This is a genomic window from Anaerohalosphaera lusitana, assembly GCF_002007645.1.
Taxonomy (GTDB): Bacteria; Planctomycetota; Phycisphaerae; order Sedimentisphaerales; family Anaerohalosphaeraceae; genus Anaerohalosphaera; species Anaerohalosphaera lusitana.
In genome coordinates this window covers 1,963,267-1,984,321 of record NZ_CP019791.1, presented here as the reverse complement: position 1 = coordinate 1,984,321, position 21,055 = coordinate 1,963,267, and the positions used below count along the sequence as shown (strand labels likewise).

At 50.4% G+C, this 21,055-nt stretch carries 15 protein-coding genes; 4 read left to right on the top strand and 11 right to left on the bottom strand.

What is annotated here, in order from left to right; all coding sequences use genetic code 11:
- Nucleotides 1-11 precede the first annotated feature (11 nt).
- From STSP2_RS08115 to STSP2_RS08100, 4 genes are all read right to left on the bottom strand, one after another.
- Nucleotides 12-1,052, bottom strand: coding sequence for a DUF933 domain-containing protein (locus STSP2_RS08115; protein ID WP_146661575.1), 1,041 nt, complete (start codon nucleotides 1,050-1,052; stop codon nucleotides 12-14).
- 29 nt (nucleotides 1,053-1,081) lie between these two features.
- Nucleotides 1,082-1,615 carry a Fe-S-containing hydro-lyase gene (locus tag STSP2_RS08110; RefSeq protein WP_146661572.1) on the bottom strand — a complete coding sequence of 178 codons (534 nt, stop codon included), beginning with the start codon at nucleotides 1,613-1,615 and terminating at the stop codon, nucleotides 1,082-1,084.
- A 133-nt stretch (nucleotides 1,616-1,748) separates the two neighbouring features.
- On the bottom strand, nucleotides 1,749-2,711 hold the full coding sequence (locus STSP2_RS08105) for an endonuclease/exonuclease/phosphatase family protein (RefSeq protein ID WP_169853077.1): 963 nt from the start codon (nucleotides 2,709-2,711) through the stop codon (nucleotides 1,749-1,751).
- Between the two features lie 15 nt (nucleotides 2,712-2,726).
- Entirely contained in the window at nucleotides 2,727-3,614 is an 888-nt protein-coding gene (locus STSP2_RS08100; protein WP_146661569.1) for a damage-control phosphatase ARMT1 family protein, read from the bottom strand.
- Between the two features lie 204 nt (nucleotides 3,615-3,818).
- Between STSP2_RS08100 and STSP2_RS08095 the strand changes: the two genes are divergently transcribed.
- Nucleotides 3,819-5,414 carry a sulfatase-like hydrolase/transferase gene (locus STSP2_RS08095; RefSeq protein ID WP_146661567.1) on the top strand — a complete coding sequence of 532 codons (1,596 nt, stop codon included), beginning with the start codon at nucleotides 3,819-3,821 and terminating at the stop codon, nucleotides 5,412-5,414.
- 93 nt (nucleotides 5,415-5,507) lie between these two features.
- On the opposite strand, the gene STSP2_RS08090 is transcribed toward STSP2_RS08095, so the two are convergent.
- A complete protein-coding gene (locus STSP2_RS08090; RefSeq protein WP_146661564.1) occupies nucleotides 5,508-6,332 on the bottom strand; it encodes a type II secretion system protein in 825 nt (274 codons plus the stop codon).
- A 130-nt stretch (nucleotides 6,333-6,462) separates the two neighbouring features.
- The gene (locus STSP2_RS08085; protein ID WP_146661561.1) at nucleotides 6,463-7,137 is read right to left on the bottom strand and encodes an IS1595 family transposase; all 675 of its coding nucleotides are present in this window, start codon (nucleotides 7,135-7,137) and stop codon (nucleotides 6,463-6,465) included.
- A 45-nt stretch (nucleotides 7,138-7,182) separates the two neighbouring features.
- On the opposite strand from STSP2_RS08085, the gene STSP2_RS08080 reads away from it, so the two are divergent.
- On the top strand, nucleotides 7,183-7,914 hold the full coding sequence (locus STSP2_RS08080) for a precorrin-2 dehydrogenase/sirohydrochlorin ferrochelatase family protein (RefSeq protein ID WP_169853076.1): 732 nt from the start codon (nucleotides 7,183-7,185) through the stop codon (nucleotides 7,912-7,914).
- Nucleotides 7,915-8,029: 115 nt separating this feature from the next.
- Here STSP2_RS08080 and STSP2_RS08075 read toward each other — a convergent pair whose 3' ends face one another.
- Nucleotides 8,030-10,246: a S46 family peptidase gene (locus STSP2_RS08075; protein WP_205848038.1), complete on the bottom strand. Its 2,217-nt coding sequence runs from the start codon at nucleotides 10,244-10,246 to the stop codon at nucleotides 8,030-8,032.
- Nucleotides 10,247-10,481: 235 nt separating this feature from the next.
- Here STSP2_RS08075 and STSP2_RS08070 point away from each other — a divergent pair, with 235 nt between their 5' ends.
- Nucleotides 10,482-10,739, top strand: a complete 258-nt coding sequence (locus tag STSP2_RS08070) for a hypothetical protein (protein ID WP_146661556.1) — start codon at nucleotides 10,482-10,484, stop codon at nucleotides 10,737-10,739.
- 42 nt (nucleotides 10,740-10,781) lie between these two features.
- Entirely contained in the window at nucleotides 10,782-11,468 is a 687-nt protein-coding gene (locus tag STSP2_RS08065; protein WP_146661554.1) for a CDP-alcohol phosphatidyltransferase family protein, read from the top strand.
- A gap of 721 nt (nucleotides 11,469-12,189) precedes the next feature.
- Here the strand turns inward: STSP2_RS08065 and STSP2_RS08060 are convergent.
- The 4 genes from STSP2_RS08060 to STSP2_RS08045 form a co-directional block, all read right to left on the bottom strand.
- Nucleotides 12,190-12,846 (bottom strand): DUF502 domain-containing protein, encoded by a 657-nt coding sequence (locus STSP2_RS08060; protein ID WP_146661552.1) that lies wholly within the window; start codon nucleotides 12,844-12,846, stop codon nucleotides 12,190-12,192.
- A gap of 176 nt (nucleotides 12,847-13,022) precedes the next feature.
- Nucleotides 13,023-14,951: a LamG-like jellyroll fold domain-containing protein gene (locus tag STSP2_RS08055; protein WP_146661551.1), complete on the bottom strand. Its 1,929-nt coding sequence runs from the start codon at nucleotides 14,949-14,951 to the stop codon at nucleotides 13,023-13,025.
- A 53-nt stretch (nucleotides 14,952-15,004) separates the two neighbouring features.
- Nucleotides 15,005-17,110, bottom strand: coding sequence for a LamG-like jellyroll fold domain-containing protein (locus STSP2_RS08050; RefSeq protein WP_146661549.1), 2,106 nt, complete (start codon nucleotides 17,108-17,110; stop codon nucleotides 15,005-15,007).
- A 658-nt stretch (nucleotides 17,111-17,768) separates the two neighbouring features.
- A complete protein-coding gene (locus STSP2_RS08045) occupies nucleotides 17,769-20,687 on the bottom strand; it encodes a LamG-like jellyroll fold domain-containing protein (protein WP_146661547.1) in 2,919 nt (972 codons plus the stop codon).
- Between the last annotated feature and the right edge of the window lie 368 nt (nucleotides 20,688-21,055).

The window sequence follows — 21,055 nt, the reverse complement described above, 5'->3', positions numbered from 1 at the left end:
GATCTTCCTGCCTATACATTGAAACGGAAGTTGATAATATCGCCGTCCTGAACAACGTAGTTCTTGCCCTCGAGCCGAGCCTTCCCCTTGGCCTTGCATTCCTTTTCGCTGCCAAGCTCTTTGAGATCCTCATACGCAATCGTCTCTGCCCGTATGAAACCGCGTTTGATGTCACTGTGTATCTTACCTGCCGCATCCAACGCAGTAGTGCCCTTCTCGATCGGCCATGCTCGCACTTCGTCGGGCCCGACCGTCAAAAAGCTGATCAGCCCCAGCGTCGAATAGCAGCTCTGCACGAATTTGTGCGCCGCAGGCTCCTCGATGCCGTAATCCGCCATAAACTCCGCCTTGCTTTCATCGTCCAACTGCGCGATCTCGCTTTCGACAACCGCACACATGGCGACCACTTCCATATCCTCACCTGCCACTTCCGACAGGTCGAATTCCTTGCCAAGATCGTCTTCGCTGACATTCATCACCACCATCAAAGGCTTGAGAGTCAGAAAACCAAGCGACTTGACCAAGGCATAATCTTCGTCCGTCTTGATAACCGTACTTGCAGGCTTCTCGTTCTCCAGCGCCTCCTGCAGCTTCAACTGCAGCGCAAGCTCCGCCTTGTCCTTCGCTTGAGTTTTCGAGGGCTTGTGAACCTGCTTTTCGAGCCGTTCGATACGCGTGGTAACAAGCTCCAGATCAGCAAGCAGAAACTCAGTCTTCAGCTCGCTCAGTTCACTCGCAGCATCCGAACCGCGATATGCACCGACAACCAGCACCAGCATATCGACAGTACGCACCTGATCGAACAGACGTCTCGCAGCCGCCCTGCCGCTGTCGTCTGCAAAAGACATCCCCGGCAGATCCAGACAATCGATCGTCCCCGGCACGGTCTTCTTCGGCTTGTAAAGCTCAGTCAGCCAGTCCAGCCGCTCATCGGGAACCGGCACGACTTCTTCATGTATATTCATCATCTCCGGCGAAACGGGCTTGCCGCTGATCGCCGAAAGGATCGTACTCTTGCCCGACTGCATCAATCCAACTAATGCTACTTTCACTTACACATCTCCTGATATCATTCAGATAGTTATTTTTCGTAGACGCTCTGACCGCGGGAATCATACGCGACAACAGCAGGGAAGTCAACGACTTCCAGCCTGCGAATTGCTTCGGTGCCAAGGTCCTCATACGCCACGATCTCCGACTTGACGATATGCTTGCTGAGCAGTGCCCCCGCCCCGCCTATCGTTGCAAAATGCACGGCACCGTACTTACTGCACGCATCCCGGACCTCCTGCCCCCGATATCCTTTACCGATCATGCCCCGCAGCCCCGCTTCGATCAGCCTGGGACTGAACGCATCCATTCGCGAGCTCGTCGTGGGCCCAGCCGCACCGACCGCCCTACCTGGCGGCGCCGGCGTAGGACCGACAAAATAGATCACCGCCCCATCAACCTCAAACGGCAATTCTTCGCCTTTATCAAGCAACTCACACAATCGCTTATGCGCCTGATCCCGAGCCGTATAAACCACCCCGCTGATTGCAACCTCCTGCCCAGCTTTTAGCTCACGCGTTACATCCTCATCTAACGGCGTATATATTTTTACAACAGTTTCCATATAAGTCCTGCAGTTCCTCTCAGTGACATTAACGTGCCTTATGCTAACACTGGGGCAGGACAATTTCGACATAAATTCAGGAATTCTTTTAGTAATTTGAGCGGTACTTATTCGAATTTGAGTACCGAACATACTAAAAAGCGATGATCGCGGTAACCGGATAATGGTCCGACGGATAACGCCCACCTTCATTATATCGCAGTATTGCGGCATCGAAAATTTCAACATCTTTCGAAACGAAAATATAGTCTATCCGCTTACCATCCGCATTTCCGTCAAACCCGTTAAATGTCCCACGCTCCCGAACTTCCGGACGCACTTGTGCAAAAGAATCAACCATACCGACCGGCACGGCCTGCCCGTCAATCTCAGACACGCCCCGCAGATATCTCATCTCAACGCTGTCTTCTCCCGCGTTGAAATCGCCCATCAGCACGAAATCCTCTCCACCCGCATACTCCTCGATACGCTCCGCGATCAGCCTGGAACTCCTCTCACGCGCCCTGGCGGAAACATGATCGAAATGCGTATTAAAAACCCAAAGAACCTCATCCGTCCGCCTGTCCACCAGCTTCGCCCATGTGCATATCCGCGTACATCCCGCCGCCCAGGTATTCGATCCCGCCACCTCAGGCGTATCGGACAACCAGAACGTATCATCTTCAGCCAGCTCAAAGCGGCGTGTATCAACTAAGATCGCGTTGAACTCGCCCCCGTCTTCGCCGTCATCCCTGCCGACGCCTACCTCTTCATAGTACGGCAGCCGCTCACGAATCCAATCGAGTTGAAAACGCAGCGCCTCCTGCAGCCCGACCACTTCCGCCTCGCTCCTGCGAATAATATCGAGCACCAGCTCCTTACGATACCGCCAGCTATTATCGCCGTCATCTGCCGTCCCGTATCGCACATTGAAGCTCATCACGTCCACACTGCCCACGGTCGCATCACTGCTCTGCTCCATCGCCTGCTCAGCCCCGCCTGCCTCTTCTTCAGCCTCGATCCTGGAAAAATAATTATGTCCGCACCCCCCTGCAACACTAAGTACAGCAGCAAAAAACGCAAAGCAAACAAACTCAATCAATTCTCTTCTTCGCATCTGTCTCATTACTCCTCAACTTTCCAACACTGCTCTGTCCTTGTAACGCCCGCTGCTTCGCTGAAAGATCATCCTACCAACCTCACAACCGAGATGATGAGCGATCATAGGGCACTTTGCTTTCAGAACAAAGAAAACATCCTTATCAACTTCACTCAGTGTCTCATAGTTTCCCTGGCCCTTTGCGATAACCATATCCGCTCTGTTGAAATGATCCCTAAAACTCTCACTGCAGCTTTGCAGTATCGTCCCCGGCGCATTGTCCCCGTTGTCGATCACTTCCACTATCCCAGTCAAACCGGCGTACTCCGCATCGACCATCGTAATATCATTTATGATCGGCCCGCCGCGAACAGCAAAGGTGATCTTTTCAGGCCCAAGCTGCTCGATCAGTATGCGGTCAAACACGATCTCACCCGCATTATCGCCCAGATACAAAACGCTATCCGCATCTGCATACGCCGCCGCAAGCTCCTCTACCAGATGATGATCAAACTCTCCCGTGACGCACTCCTCCACAGTACTCTCGACCATGTCGTTCTCAATCGATGCCTGCACACCGAAATCGATTATATTTCCCGCTATCGCAAGCCTCACCGCCATCTCCAGCGGATCGTCAGCATTCTCAACCCGCTTTTTTAGTTTCGGATACCACGACATGGCAAGCTCATTAAAGTGTTTCTTTATGTCTTCATATGGATCACGAATACCCGTAAGCTCCCTCAACAGCCGATGGATCTCCTTGCCCATCGCCGGCGGGTTCTGATCCAGATCCATCTCGCTGGCCATCCGAAGGACCTCACGAACCGCTTTCTCATGGATTTCCTGATCATCAGTAAACAGCCGGCAGCCGTCGATAGCCTGCCTTACAAAACACGGAACGCAGTCTAGATAAGTTTTCATCAGAGATTCCTGCAGCTAAACAAAAATGTCGGCATACCTTTATAAACTATGCCCGATGCCAAAACCCTACACGTTTTACTTCAGATTTGTTCGATTTGCAATCATTTGCGACTCAAAAACCAACAAACATCAACCACAACTTGACGAAAACATTTGCCCAAACTAAAATTTCATCACTATAGTAATCTTTTTCAGGAGCGACTTATGATCAATTTGAGTCTTACTCGCAGGAACTTCCTCAAATCCGCCGGCCTCGTCACAACGGCCCTTAGCCTGCCCGGATGCACTTCAGCTCTCCAGTTCGGCAATTCCAGCCGAAGACCGAACATAGTCTACATCCTCGCAGATGACCTCGGTTATGGCGATGTCGGCTGCCTGAACCCCGAATCAAAGATAAAAACCCCGAACATCGACCGCATAGCTCAGAATGGCATCCGCTTCACCGACGCTCACTCTGGCTCGGCCGTCTGCACCCCCACCCGCTACGGCATACTGACCGGTCGGTACAGCTTCCGGTCCCGACTCAAACGCGGCGTACTTGGCGGCTACTCTAAACCGCTCATACCAAAAGATCGAACAACGGTCCCATCCTACCTCAAACAACACGGCTACCATTCCGCCTGCATAGGCAAATGGCACCTGGGCTGGAACTGGCCAAAAAAGGAAGACAACCCCAAACAGATAGACTATTCAAAACCGATTTCAGGCGGACCTGTCGATATCGGCTTCGACCACTTCTTCGGCATCTCAGCCTCGCTGGACATGCCCCCATATATATATCTAAACGACAAAACGCCGACTGCCATACCCATCAAAAGAACCAAGGCTTCACCAAGTCCTGCCTTCTGGCGTGCGGGCCCTATCGGTGACGACTTCGAATTCGTCGATGTCCTCCCCAAGCTCACCCGCAAAGCTGTAGATTACATAGACGACAGAGCAAAGCAGGATGATCCGTTCTTCCTGTACTTCCCCCTCCCTGCACCGCACACACCAATAGTGCCCACCGACGAGTTCAAGGGAAGATCAGGCATCAATCCCTATGCGGACTTCGTCATGCAGACCGACCACACCGTGGGACAGGTGCTGGATGCTCTCGAACGCAACGGCCTTACCGAGAATACACTCGTGATCTTCACCAGTGACAACGGTTGCTCACCCCAGGCCAACTACAAACAGCTCGAAAAGGCTGGTCACGACCCCTCATGGGTCTTCCGAGGCCACAAAGCCGACATATACGAGGGCGGCCACAGGATCCCATTCATCGCCCAGTGGCCCGCAGCGATCAAGCCGGACACAGACACCGACCAGATCACCTGCCTTACAGACCTGATGGCAACATGTGCTGACATCCTCGGCGAAGAACTTACCGATTCCGAAGGCGAGGACTCCGTCTCGATCCTGCCCGCACTGCTCGGCAAAGCACCCCAGCCAATCCGCGAAGCGACCGTGCACCATTCAATAAACGGCTCCTTCTCGATCCGTCAGGGAAAATGGAAACTCGAACTCTGCCCCGGCTCAGGCGGCTGGTCCGCACCCAGGCCCGGCAGAGCACCCGAAGACGCACCTCCGGTCCAGCTATACGATCTCACAAAAGACATCAGTGAAAGAGAAAACCTCGCACCACAACATCCCGACGTGGTCAAACGCCTCACGAATCTGTTGCAAAAATATGCCGATAAAGGCCGATCCACCCCAGGCAAACCACAACCAAATGAAGGCAAAGTGAACATCTTCATGGGAATACCAAAAGACCGCCTGCCCGAACTGACCGCAGATTACGGCATTGCAGTAGAAAACTAACTTTTACTGGTACAGACAAAAACACGTCTTCACCTATGAAAAAAGCCGTCCAAAAACTTTGGACGGCTTTTCATATTCATACTGAAATGTCTGCTACTTCCATTTTTCAGGAATAAATGTCTTTGCCCATGCGCCGTAAACCTGCTGCCTAACCGTTTCGCTACCCTCATAAACCTCTACATGCCCGTCGGTATAGCCCGCGTTCATTTTTATTTTACGAAGAGCGTTGTCCGTATTGATATCGTCTACATCACCTGAGCCAATGAAAAAGGCGACGTCGGCAGTTTTATCCTTAGTGCCAGTATCAAACGGATGGGAACAGGCCCATTTGTTTTGATTCTGTGGATTCTTACCCAAAGCTAGAGCGCCGGTATACATGAAAGTGTCACAAATAAGCAGTTTATTCTTACTTTTCGGCCCCGGACCAATGAAAACTGGTTCCCGCTGAAACGCCTCATAATTCCACAGCAAGGCATATTGGCACTCGATCTCATAGCTATTCTGCTGAGCAATTTCTGGGTTCTCATAAAGCTCCTGATACGAATAAGTATCACCGCTCGGCATAGTGATCTTTTCGTCGGCGTCAAACCCGGTCATCGGACAGTTATATACTGAAGCATCCTTAATATAAGTATACAGATACTCCCCTGCCGACTTTCCATCCTGCGGCCTGTTGATCACATTGGGCCTTCCTGTAGCTGCAACAGTTGGAGGAAACTTATTTCCGTTTGCAGATGCATAAGCATTGGCCCCGATCAGCAATTGCCGCTGATTGTTCTTGCAAAGCACCATCTTTGCCTTCTGCTTGACCATACCAAGCGCAGGCATCATTATGCTCAGCAGCAATGCAATTATTGCTATGACAACCAGCAACTCTATAAGTGTGAAACCGCCGTCCTGTTTTGCTTTATTATGCATCCTTAAACACCTCTCACTAATATGTCCCAAAAATAATGCTTTCCGCGTAATACTTAGGCAGATATGGCCCGAATTTTTGCAGATAAAACGCAAATAATATAAAATTAGGTTCAAGGGAAGATAACTTGGATTAAATTGGGTTCTTTCTGAGTATTTTTAACAGTAACTTGTACAGGTTATCGTGTCGATGGTTAAATCTAAATTCACATTCTTTCAGGTGCAGAGCAAAGGTACCTTTGCTGATTCCTCGAAACTTGTTGAGCCGACCTTTGGCAATCGCCCAGAAGTTCTCAATTCCGTTAATGTGATTGTGACCTTCAGCAAATTCGTTCTCTCCATGTTTGACGCGATAGTGCTTCTTGTAGCCAAAGTCAACCAGGCCGTCATAGGTTTTGAAACCATCGGTGTACACGATCGAATCCTTATCAACCTTTTGCTTTATAATGGGCATCAGCGTGCTTTTAGAGCAGTTTCTGACCACCTGCGTGTAGACCTTACCGCCGCGTTTTATCAGGCCGAAGACAATGTGCTTGCCCTTAGCACCACGGCCTCGAACGCCACGCACCCTTCGGGCTCCGAAATAGCTTTCGTCGATCTCAATCTCGCCGACGTCAAACGGACTTTGCTGCTGACAGTATTCGGCGATCCGTATTCGAATTTTGTAAAGAATCGTGTTGATGGTCTTTCTCGAAAGACCAGTCAGCTCAGCAATTTTGGTGGCCTCGATATCCAGGGCGAACAGCTTTACGATCTGCCGGAATTTGGCCTCCGAAATTTTTGAACGCTTTTTGTACTTGTTAATCATTGTGGGATAATAACTTAACGCCATCTACAGTCAAGTTATCTTCCCTTGAACCTAAAATTATTGCCTCTGACTTCGGTCGCAACCCTCAACTTCTCCGAAAATCACTGGCTCGCCCGGCTCGCCGCCGTTATACTGACCGCCATGCCAACTTATCCAATATATCTGAATCTTTGTAACAAAAAGGCACTTGTCGTAGGTGCCGGCCAGGTCGCGGCCCGTAAGGCCCAGGCGTTAAGCCGTGCAGGTGCCTCGATACTGGTCGTCGCCAGGGAATATTCGGCAGAATTCAACGATATATGCAAGCATATCCAGCTCGAAAGGATCGAAGGCGATTATTCCCCTGAATACCTTGACGATGCAACACTCGCCATAGCTGCCACCGACGACAGCGAGCTCAATACCCGTATTTACAACGACTGCCGAGCCCGAAACGTGCTCTGCAATGTAGTCGACGTCCCCCACCTTTGCGATTTCTATGTCCCAGCCGTCATCAATCACGGCGACCTGACCATATCTATCGGAACATCAGGCAAGTGTCCCGCCTACGCGGGCCGGCTAAGACGCAAACTCGAAAGCATCATCACTCCCGATCACGGAGCGTTTCTGGAAGTACTCGAATCCGCCAGACAAAAAGTGATCACCAGCGACCTGACTGCCCAGCAGCGTAAAAAACTGCTGCACCACCTGGCTGCGGACACATCATTCACGCTTTTCCGCCAGCAAGGCGCAGATGCCTGGCTCAAATGGGCCGACCAGCAGATTTCAGCTTCACGGTAGCATTCGCCCCGATTCGCCCAACTTGATGCCTTTCATTATTCGCATTGAGCCACTAAAAAGGGAGAACAGCTTTTCACAGCCATTCTCCCTGTAAATGCATAGTCAAAAACCACCGCTATTTAGTAGCCGGTTCCACTCCCAGCTCCTCGATCACCCTGTAAGCCTGATCGACGTAATCCATGATCCACAGAGCATAATCGATGTCAACGTGAATGGCCCTGGTAACGTCAGGCATGAACACCCAGTTACTGCCGACCGACTCATGATTACCGTCGAAAACAAGACCGATCAGCTCACCCTTGTTGTTGAGCGTAGCCGACCCGCTGTTGCCCCCGGTTATATCCAGATCCGAAATATAATTGACGGATACCTCTCCCAATGCAGGATTCACATAAGGCCCGTACTTCTCGGCCTTGGCTGCATCCAGCAATTCTTCAGGCGAGTCGAACGGATCCTCTCCCGTATTCTTGGCCACAACACCGCTCAGCTTGGTAAACGGTTCGTACATCGGTGCATCAGGTTCAGGTCGATAGCCCCTGATCGTGCCGTATGTCACACGCAGTGTACCATTGGCATCAGGCGCGACAGGCTCGTCTTCCCACGCCTTGAACGCTTTTATGTACTCGGGCCTCAGCACCGCCATGATGCCGTCATAAGCCTCGTCCTTCTCCTGCTTGATCTTCAGCAATGGTCTTATCCGCAAAGCCAGCTTGATAAACGGATCATCCATTTTCTTGAGATCGGCAACCGTGGCATTCTTCAGCAGGTCGACACGAACCTCCGGATCCTCGATCTCAATCTCACCGGAGTACAACTCTTCGACAGCCTCTGCCGCTTCTGCAAGGCTTATCTCCGCATCACCGAACAGCGCCCGCATAACCGGCTCAGCGTCGTCATCTTCAAGCTCCATTACCTTGCCCACATAGAACTTCATCAGGGCCTTGTCGATGCGTCTATCATAATTCTTCTGCATCCTCTTCGTACCCTGGATCAGACGCTCCCAGTTGCGTTCCTGAAACTTGCTGTCGCGTTCCTCGTCGGGCTTCTCCTGTTCCTCAGCCATCCTCAGGATCGTATAAGCACTGTCGACCATATCTACCCTGCCCATCAGATCTCCCACCGCCATATCACGCAGCAGCGTCTCCGAATAGGCGTGATTGACCGCTGCAAGCTCTTCAACGGTATCGCCCCATTTCGCCCGGCGATCAGCATCTGCATCGATCCAGGCTTCCATTTTCGCCTGCTTCATCAGCTTCTCTTCCAGCAGATCCGCCTTAGCTATACTGGCCGCGATGCCCTCTGTAAGCTGCAGATAGTTTTTCGTTCCGAAAATGGAACCGTTGACCTTGATCGCCAGTTCCTCATCGACCTCAGCAAGCTCTTCCAGAACGACCAGAACCTCCTTGAGCGTCTTTATGCGCCACGGGAAAACCTTCTGCACCGCCCTTCTCATCTCGCCTGCCGTGCTCAGCCTGTTCGTCCAGCCCGGATACCCAGCCACCATCACAAAATCCCCCTCGCTGAGCGGCTCATCCGCCACCCGCAGGTGATACTCCGGCTTGTAAGGCACGTTGTCTTCCGAATATTCAGCACTCTCGCCGTCAGGTCCAACATATGCACGCAGGAAAGAGAAGTCACCCGTATGTCTCGGCCAGTGCCAGTTATCTACCGCACCGCCGTAATAACCCACGCTCATCGCAGGAGCGTATACCAGCCGAACATCTTTTATCTCAAACTGCTTGAAGAGATAATATTTCTCTCCGCCGAAAAAGGACCTGACCCGACACCTGATCCCCTGCTCCGGATCATCGCAGTTATTTATGATCCGCGTGATCCGTCGCTGTATCTCATCATGACGCTCCTTTGGATCGTCGATCTTCTCGACGCCGGACCGCACCTTCTCGGTCACATCGATAATGTCCCTTGCAACCCAGACATGCCGGCCCGGACCACCACTGATCTCATCCTCCAGCGATGACGCGTAAAATCCATTCTCCAGATAGTTATTCTCAGGAGTACTGTTGTACTGCAGCATACTCCGGACGCAGTGATGATTGGTGATTATCAGCCCGTCGGGTGAAACAAAAGAAGCGCTGCAGCCGCCAAGCCAAACAATCGCACCCAGAGGATAGCTTTCCAGGTCCGTAAACTTCTCCGGGTTTTCAACGCCCAGCTTTTCGAGAGTTTCCTTCTGCTCAGCCAACTGTCCCGGCATCCACATCCCGCCCGGGTTTTCAAAACTGAAGCTCTCCTCTGCCCTCTCACCTGCACAGCCCATCAGCAGGACACTGAAAACTGTACCGAAAACGATCAAAGTAACGATTTTTTTCAAACTGTTGCCCATATTGCCCCTTACCAAGTTGAAATGAACACTCTTTTACTCACTCACCGATAGTCCTGCCAACAATCAACAGCTATACAACCCTGAAACAGCTCAGGCTTGCGAACTCAAAAAGTTGACAAAACGGAAGACATAATCTATCATCACTTCCAACTTAAGTAAACAAAATATTAAGGCCCGGCAAAAACACATGGTCTGGCAAACTTAAAAACCACAGAGGCGATCAATGGCTAAGGAATTCAACCCAACAAAAGCTAAAATACTGGGCTACGCGGCCACCATTTCAGGTTTTCTGGCCATACTTATAGGCCTATTACTCTATTTTGCAAGACCTGATCATGAGCATATCATGGTTGTCTTGCTTGTATTGCTCGGCGTGGGCTTTATCGATATCCTGCTCGGCGTCGTCTTCTTCTACACTGCCAGACTGGCGGAAAAACATTTCCAGGAAAACTACGGTATAAGCAAAGACGGGCCCAAATAGCCGCATACCGCCGAGAAACCTGTCAGACAATCCAGGAATAGCATGACCAAAAAAGAGTTTACTGGTAATAAAAAGGCCCCGATGAAGTCCCTGCTGGCGAAGCCGGAAAAACGCTTTGTCGACTTCCTCACGCCTAGATTCCCACGCTTTCTGGAAACCTATCACCTGACATTAATGACCATCCCCTGGTCCGCCGGCGTGATCATCTTTGGCTATTTAGCAGGCACTTTTAGCCATCTTTGGCTGCATTTGTCTTCGTTTATGCTGTTTTTGCAGTGGTTTACAGACGCCTTCGACGGGGCAATTGGCCGATATCGGGACACCGGACTGCTAAAATGGGGCTTCTATATGGACCATTTCCTCGATTTCGTGTTCATGTCCGCAGTTTTCATCGGCTGGACATTCCTATTTGAAGGCACCAATAACCTTCTTATGTGGTTCCTGGTCCCTGCCATAGGCTGTCTCATGGTCAACTCCTTCCTTGCCTTCGGAGCCACCGGCGAATTCAAAATAACCTATCTCAGAACCGGCCCAACCGAGCTCAGACTGGCATTTATAATCATCAACACGATTATCGCATTTGCCGGGACCGAACTTATTTCTGTCGCCCTGCCCTACATCTTTGCCCTTTTCTGGCTGGGCGTTGTTTTAGTTGTTTATCGTACCCAGAAGCATATCTGGAAACTGGATATGCAGCACAAAGCCAATAACGCCAAAGAATCCGCCTGAGAAACAGCAAAAAAACCAGAACTCACTCACTTCATACCAAAAAAGCAAGCCAGAGTTCAGCATTACGCCGAACCCTGGCTCTATAGGAGGGTGAACAGACTATGATGAAGAGTGTTTGTACTACTTAGACGCCTTTGAAGCCTGAATGTTACAGAAAAACTTGTAATTGCACGGCATATCTAGTTTTTTCAGTTCATTCGACCTCGGCAACGTAGGACAATTTGCTCCGCGCACAAAAAAGGCCAGATCCCAACTGACGTCAGGACCCGGCTGAGTGAAGAGTGTGAACACTTTTTAGTGGGCATACAAAATTGAGCCAGATTCGGAGCCAAAACCCTGAACCCGTCTCAGGATGAGTGTGAACATGATTCCAGAAAAATCAGCTTGCAGAAGGCAAACTAAACATCCTCTACAAGTAAATGCCGCTCCGGGCGTGTTTTTGACTCCTAATTCCGCAGAAAACTGCAGTTTTCTATATTTTTTGAAAGAACCATCCGCCTATAAAGAGGACCGGCCCGCGATCAAGCAAGGCCGGCCCTGCAAAGGAGGATGACATGTAATCTACCAATCATTGGTCCTGCTGTAATAAAAGACGTTCATGTGAAAAATATGTAACATACTTTTTCAAAAAAAATGCGATTTGATAGAGTAAAATCAGGATCTCAATCAGAATCTGAGCAGTAAACCACCCCTGGCATGTCATTTTGGAATATGCAAGAATTCAACCCTCGTCTCCAGGCTCACTAGAGGCGATCTTTTCAAATCGGTCCTCATGGTTCTCTTCGCTCATAGAAACCCCCGCGGTCACGGCAAACCGCATGGCCCTATCTACACTCAGATCGATCGGTTGAACGCGTGATTTGGGCACAAGCAGATGGAAGCCGCCCACCTGGTAACTCCAGGGGATATAGACCGTAACCTTATCACCTGCCGAGATTTCTTCCGGCATGCCGGTAAAATCCTCTCTGGTAACAAATCCTATCGTCTGAACCTCACCCTCAGACAGGGTAACCAGCACTGCTTTGTTGAATTCCCGCTTTTTGCTCTTATCAAAAAAACTGGTAAGATCCCTCACCGAGCCGTAAACAAGCCTTACCAGCGGAACACGGACCATCAGCGTTTCGCTGTATGCGAAGGCTCGGCGCACTATCCACATCTTCAGCAACGCCCCCACCGCAAGAACTACAAGTATACCCGCTATCACCCCCATGCCTGGAATGTACCACTCATTCGGGATCAGAAACTTTATAAAGGCGCCAAGTATCGCCTCAGCCTTATCCCCAAGCCAGACCAGGATCACTATTGTCACAGCGATCGGCAATATCGCGACCAAACCCCTTAGAAAGGTCCTTCCAAGTAAGCGCAGCCGTGCATCCATAAAACACCCCCATTTCAGACATCAGCAAAACTCACATTATAATAGAGGCGATCTCTCCTGTCATGCTGCAAAATGACATTTGACCGGCAAAATCTTCTACTCGCGGCCCAATCAAAAAGGCGGAACAGCATTTAAGCTGCTCCGCCTGTAAACTACCAATTATGCAGTTTTACTGCTTAGTTGGTGCAATCCGGAACGATATTACAATCCATCCAGGTGCTCATGATCTCCATGAGGTCTGCCATATCTACAATGCAGTCGCCGTTGAAGTCCATCTGGATTTCTTCGGTGCAGACACTGGTGCCGGTAATGTCAGTGTAGAGAGTAGCTACATCGACAGCACCGAGAGCATAGTTGTACATTCTGAAATCGTCGATCTCACCCTCGAAGAACAGGTCGCCGGCACGATTAGCACCAATGCCGAACTCACCGAGATCGGTGTCTACGTTGCCGCCTGAATTGGCTGCTACACCATTGTAGTACATCGTTGTGCCGCTGCCGTCACATACTGCAGTAACAAGTACCCAGTCGGTGCTTGCAGGACCGGCCACGATTGTGCCGGTATTGTAACCGTAGTTGCCCGAACCATCAAAGTCGATCTGGAAGTCCCAGCCGTCACTGTTGCTGTAGAACAGACCTGTGTAGGTGGGCTGTGCTACTGCATCTGTGCGTGCCCAGAATGAAACCGTATATGGCTTAGCAAATTCAGTTCCGAACTCATCCAGTACAGTTGAAGGCAGAATAATGTGTTCAGGATCAACTGTAAGCTGGACAGCCTGACCGTCGATACCAGCTACGTAAGAAGCTGCTGCGCCGGTGTAAGTTGCGTCATTACCAAGCGTCGTAGCATCTGCAAGGCTGTTCTCGAACGGATAGTAAGCCACCATTTTCTCGATGACCAGCTTGACAGGGTCAGTCGTCACGATAGTCGTGCTCTCGTCACTGGTCATCTCACAGGTGTAAGCACCCTCATCAGCGAGAGTTGCACCTGCGACAGTCAGAGTCGAAGCCGTCTCGCCCGAAATCGCGACACCGTCTTTGTACCACTGGTATGAAGTCGCGTACAGAGCTTCCACGCTGAATTCAGCAGTTTCACCTTCAGCGACCAGATTCGAGGTAGGCTGAGTAGTGATTACCGGTTCAGCAGGACGTGTAGTGAAGCTTGCTGTCGGACCGGTAACAGTACCGGCACTGGTTACAGCGTCAACTCTCCAGACGTAACCCTGTCCTAGTGCCAGCCCACTCAGCTCATAGCTCTGCGCCTGTGTATTGCTAACAACAGATGCAAGCGAACCAGCATCAGTACCGACATAAACGTCATACCCATTAGCAGAAACATTGATAGGAGCTGCCCATTCCAGTGTTACTGTGGCAGGCATCTGATCCTTGCCTGAAGCAGGCAGGAAAGGCAGAGCCGCATCGCCGGACAGAGCCGCAAGCATGTCAGCCGTCGCCGCTTCGCTGAGGATAACAACTTCGTCGATCATACCTTCGAAAGCCTTATTGTCATCACGAATATCGCGACCAAGCGAAACCTTTATGCTGCTGTCGAGCATCTTACCGGCAGTTCTGGCGCCGGTTGCTTCCTCGACACCGTCAACATATATGGTCATTGTTTCGCCCTGTGCAACACCGACGACACTGTGCCATTGGCCATCGTTGAAAGTCGCCGTCGTAGTGATTGAATCGTCTGCGCCTGCCCAGTAGTCATACTGATAGAAACGAACTGCGCCCGTATCAGTCATGTTCAACTGATACTGACGGGTCCAGCCGCTCTCATCACGCTGGAAAACGATTGCCTGCTCTTTAGCTGCACTTGTCTTGATCCATGCAGAAACTGTGAAGTCGATCTCACCGCCCATTGATCCATTAGCGGGAACCTCAACTTCGTCGTCAACGCCGTCAAACTGAAGTGCGCCGCCTCGGATGCCGCTTGTTGACCATGTCGGGCCAGCCAGAACACCATCTGCACCGTTACCTGAATCGTCAACCGCGGTGCTTCCGGAACCGTCATCGAGTGACCAGTAGGCGACCAGGTCAGCGTGCGAAAAGCTGCTAACCGCGAGCACCATAATTATAATCACTGGTAAAATTTTCTTACCCATGAATTATCTCCAAAAAATTATTAGTCTTTTCTTTAGAATTCCTGAAAGACAACTTAGTTGCAGTCAGGGACCAGATTACATTCCATCCACGACTGTGCGAACACTGCAAAGTCTGAGAGACCTACCTGGCAGTCACCGTCAAAGTCGTATGGCAGATCTTCAGCACAAATGCTGGCATCTGTGAATACAGTCGTGTACTGCTTTGCGATCTCAAAATTATCGAGCGGATAATTGTAGATCTTTACATCATCGATAAGGCCGTTGTAGCCCCAGCCGCCTGTGCCGGTCTTGTAGTAAGAACCGAACGTCACAGCCTGGGTACTTGGCGCGATACCTGTACCAACAGATGGTCCGCCGTCTTCCTCACCGTCTACGTATGCACGCAGAGTCTGAGTGGCTGCATCATAGGTGCACGTAACCAGGTGCCACTGACCATCGTCGAGCCTGCCTGTATCGGTATTGAATCCGAGCGGATAGATATTGGCAACGAAGCCCTGGCCAGAATAAAACGCAGTGTCAAACATGTTCCAGCCTGTGTCGCCGCTGCGCTTTGCAATATAGGTCATGTAACCATTCGTATTCGCATAGTCGTCAGGCTTGACCCAGAAGCTGATGCTGAAGCCCTTAGTGAAGAAGTTGAAGTATTCTTCACTTCCGGGAATGTAAAGCGTATCAGCCGTATCACGACCAAAGCGTATAGCATCGCCAATGGCACCAGACTCATAGCTGTTGGTGATATTAGTATCATCTGTATCACCTGCCAGCAGATCCCAACCTGCTGATGTTGCATCATTTGGATCGCCGTCAAATGGATAGTAAGCTTCGAGCTTACCTGTCTCCAGCGAAGCAACTGCACTGGCAACTGCATTGGTACCAGCAATGTTATTGGTCAGAACACAATAGTAATAACCCGCATCTGCTTCCTGGTAATTCTCAATGTTCAGAACATTCGAAGGACCGGACTGCAGCTCGATATCATCGTCAAGTGTGTCGACAGCAGCATCGGTACTGTAGTACCATGTGTAAGTGTCAGTCAGAATAGACTGGATCTCGAAGAAAGAGTCTCCGCCGACTGGTACTGCGATCGAACGAGGCTGAACCTCGATCAGCGGATCGCCTTCTGCCTGGAAGTACCACAGGTCACCTGTGTGAACCGTGCCGTCCGGAGCAGTAGAGTCTACACGCCATACATAGTTCTTGTTGTAATCAAAATCTACAGGATCATAAGTTGTGTCAGTAAGCCCTGCAGCTGCCGGAGCCACGGCCCAGTTTGGATCGCCGTACTCTCCGATATAGATGTCATAGCTGGTTGGTGTGTAGTTCGCAGGTGCTGTCCAGCTCAGTGTTTCGGTGATCGGAACAGCAACGCTGTTTGTTGCAGGTGAAGGTGCAGTCGAAACATCGACACCCTCTTCAGCCGCAATGACCTGGAATGCACTGATACCACTGTTAGATGGAGTCTCGAACAGTATCTGCATCTGAGGATCGGTCAGATCCGTGAACAGAGCAACGTTCGCACGCTCTGAAGCAGGACCCGTCATATCAGCAGCGGGAATGTAAGTCTCGACGCCGGCCTGCAGACGTGCCTTCAGCGTATCGGCATGCTCTGCAAGATAAAAATACTCCTGGCCGCCTACTCTCATTTGCTGAGCATCATCTTCGATATTTGGGTTCATGTAAGTGACCACGTGGTACTTGCCGTAAGGCACTCTTTCGATAGTAGAAAGAGGAGCCGGCTCACTGTAGCTTCCTCCGTTATGACCCTGGAAGCCAACCACCAATCTCAGAGCGTTTCTCTGACGCTCAGTAAGGTCGGGATATGTACTGTCAATGTTCTGATACCAACTGGTGTGCCAGTCGAAATCACTCTGAACGATCAGCGTAGCACCAGTAGCATTACCCGCATGGTCATTCACAGCAAACGTGTCGCCGTTACCAGGATTGGCATACTCGTTCCATCCGGTCGTCGCCAGAATGTGCGGAACCTGGTTCGGCTCATTCTCATAACCTGCATACGGGTCACTGGAAGCCATGACGTGGTCATGATAGCCCCAGCCTCCGGACATGTTACAATAGTTGACGCTAATTGACCGTTGCTCCGCCTGCACCATACCTGTTACGGCGACAAGCAAAATCAACACCAAACTAATCTTTTTCATCAGTGTCTCCTTGAAATAAAATATTAATACACTTCACATTAGGTATACAGCTACCACAGACCTAACATAGCCTGTGAGCCTGTAGACGTTCACCAGTCACGAAATCCTGAATTTAGAAACGACTTATTCTGCGCGGATAGTTTGTAACCTTGAACAAAGGCGCTTTAATTTCAGCTCCACAAAGTCACTCTCAAAAACACACTCTTGCTTTAAATTTGCCGACCGGTGCTATACCTTTCAGCAAAACGAAAATAAAACTGCGAGCAAAGATGCTCTCCCCCGGGTCCTCCCAGACCCATAAATTGAAATGCTTTATAAGATCTAACACTCATACGCTTAATTAACTCTTCACTTCGCTGTTCGTAATACTAACAAAACAAAAACCAAATTGCAATACAAATTTCTATTCGGAACATCAAGTAGGCAACATTAGAACAATTTCTAATTATCTTCACTCCCCATCAAGATGAAAGAAACTCCATGTATAGAAGAGTTGGCCGTTATATTCGATCTTGGTAAATCGACAGCAAGTATAGAAACGGCCGGTCATCTTTAGAACAGTTTTTGTGCAGGCATAAAAAAACCACGGCCCGCATTACGCGAGCCGTGGTGGCTTTCAATAACTCAGAGACCTGTTAAAGCCCCTGTGAACCGACTCTTAGTTACAAGAGGTCGTTGGAAGCAGATTACATTCCATCCACTCCTGGCCTATGATAGAAAGGTCGGTCATGTCTACTACACAGTCATTGTTGACGTCGTAAGCCATCTCACCGAAGCAAGATACTTCACGCTCGTACATGCCTGCTACCTGAGCAGCGCTCAGAGCGCCATCCCATACGGTGAAGTCATCCAGCCAACCCTTCAGAGGTACTTCCTCTGTTTCGCCGGCGTAGACTATATCGCCCATTGTGTTGAGCCTGAACGCCTTGTCAGTGACGTCATCGAGGGCAACTGTCTGGCCGCCAACCTGCTGGCCATTATGGTAGATAGCTGCTTCGCTGCCGTCATATGTAACTGTCAGCATAACCCACTCACCTCCAACAAGAGATGTGCCTGGGAAAAGCCCGCCGTCACCATATTCAAACTCAAGACCTCCGCTGTAGCTTGCGAAGTAGCGGTCATCATAAGTATCGGCTATATCGTCCCATGTGCAGTCACCGAAGCCGCCGATGTTGACCATACCTGGATCGCCATCGAACTTGACCCACAGGTTGATTGACCATGGGTTAGTACCGACGAAGATGTCGCCAACGCCTGCTGCTGCAGGATCAACGCCAGTTGCGATAACTGACATGTTAGGATCACCATTGCAGTACAGTGCACCGTCACCAGCTTGACCTGTACGGCCGCCGTCTGCGATCCACGCTGCGTCAGTGAAGTTGCTGTGCAGCGTACCGTCGAAACCGTTGCCGGTCGAGTCAGTCGCCGTGAGACCTGTTGTCTCATCGAACTTCCAGTTGACTACACGGGCAGGACCTGTTGCATCTGCATCAGATTCTGTCGTGTCGCCCATCCAGTCGCCGACCATGAGCATCAGGTCGTCAAAATTGACCTGGCAGTCATCATTGAGGTCTGCGAACAGATCTGCATAACACAGAGTCGTGCCGGTTACCTGAGCATACTCAGTACCGATTTCCTCAAAGCTCAGAGGATAGTTGTAGATCTTGACATCGTCAAGCAGACCGCCGTAGCCCCATCCGCCTGTGCCGGTCTTGTAGTAAGAACCGAACGTCACAACCTGGGTGCTTGGCGCGATACCTTCACCAACAGATGGTCCGCCGTCCTCGAGACCATCTACGTATGCACGCAGAGTCTGAGTAGCAGCATCGTAGGTACAGGTAACCATGTGCCAGTCGCCGTCATCAAGTCTGCCCGTATCGGTGTTAAAGCCGAGCGGATAGATCTTGGCTTCGAAGCCCTGACCATAGTAGAACGCAGTGTCAAACATGTTCCAGCCGGTGTCGCCGCTGCGTTTTGCAACGTACGTCATGAAACCGTTAGTTTCATCGTAGCTGTTGGGCTTGACCCACATTGTGATCGTGAAGCCCTTGGTGAAGAAGTTGAAGTACTCTTCACTGCCGGGGATATAAACCGTATCTGCTGCGTCACGTGCGAAACGCATAGCATCGCCAACAATACCTGTCTCGTAAGTATTGGTGATGTTGCTGTCGTCAGTTTCGCCTGCAAGCAGATCCCAGTCAGCCGCTGCATCGTTAGGATCGCCATCGAATGGATAGTGAGCTTCGAGCTTACCAGTTTCCAGCGAAGCGACTTCACTGGCAACAGGGTTACTGTCCGGTATCGTGTTGGTCAGAACACAATAGTAGTAACCTGCGTCAGCTTCCTGATAGTTTTCGATGTTCAGAACGTTAGAAGGACCAGACTGGACCTCAACGTCGTCATCAGGAGTATCAACTACAGCGTCAGTACTCTTGTACCATGTGTATGTGTCAGTCAGAATTGACTGGATCTCGAAGAAAGAGTCTCCGCCCACCGGTACCGCGATAGAACGAGGCTGAACGTTGATCATAGGATCACCCTCTGCCTGGAAGTACCACAGGTCACCTGTGTGAACCGTGCCGTCCGGAGCAGTAGAGTCTACACGCCATACATAGTTCTTGTTGTAATCGAAATCAACAGGATCATAAGTAGTAGCTGTAACGCCGCTTGCAACTGGTGCATTTGCCCAGTTTGGATCGCCGTATTCGCCAAGATAGATATCATAGCTTGTTGGTGTGTAGTTTGCAGGAGCTGTCCAGCTCAACAGTGCGTCGATGGGAACAGCAACGCTGTTGGTCGCGGGCGAAGGAGCCGTCGAAACGTCGCCGGCCTCTTCAGCAGCGATGATCTGGAATGCACTGATACCGCTGTTCGATGGAGTCTCGAACAGGAGCTCCATATCAGGATCGGTCAGATCTGTGAAGATAGCAACATTTGCACGTTGCGAAGCAGGACCAACTGTGTCAGTTGCTTCGATGTAAGTTTCTCCGCCAGCCTGCAGCCGAGCCTTCAGAGTATCGGCATGCTCTGCAAGATAGTAATATTCCTGGTCGCCGACACCGACATACTGAGCATCGTCTTCACGATTCGGGTTCATGTAAGTAACAACGTGGTACTTACCGTAAGGAACCTTCTGAATAGTGGAGATGGGATCCGGCCCCTCATGGTTGCCCGGATAGAAACCGTTGAAGCCAACTACCAGCCTCAGAGCATTTCTCTGCCGCTCGGTAAGGTCCGGATACGTGTTGTCGATATTCTGATACCAACTGGTATGCCAGTCGAAATCACTCTGAACGAGCAGCGTAGCACCTGTAGCGGTACCAGCCTGATCATTCACAGCAAACGTGTCGCCGTTACCAGGGTTGGCATACTCATTCCATCCAGTCGTCGCCAGAATGTGCGGAACCTGGTTCGGCTCATTCTCGTAACCTGCATACGGATCACTAGAAGCCATGACATGGTCATGGTAGCCCCAGCCTCCGGACATGTTACAATAGTTAACGCTGATGGACCTTTGCTCCGCCTGCACGATACCGACACATGCAATTAAGAGCAACACAATAAACACTCTTCTCATAGTACTTCTCCCGACTAAAAAAGTAAAATATGTTACCAAAGTGCGCAATCGCACCACAAATCATATTTACAGACTTACTTGATCGGCAGAAAGTGAAACCAGGCCGGACTTCTTCCCCGCAAAGTCCATGAGATATGCCTTTTGGAATGAACTCTTCATCACTCTACACTCCTGATTCCAGATTCCTACTCTTCACTCTCTTCTTCACTGTAAGTCATCCTAACAAACCACAAACTTCACATCAAGACATTTTCTGCTATCGGCATAAAAAGTACAAGGGTTCATAACTTTGTTTAATCTTTTATCCATTTACTATAAGAAAACACACCTACTGAGATATAACATGAAACTTACTTGCAGCCTCTCTG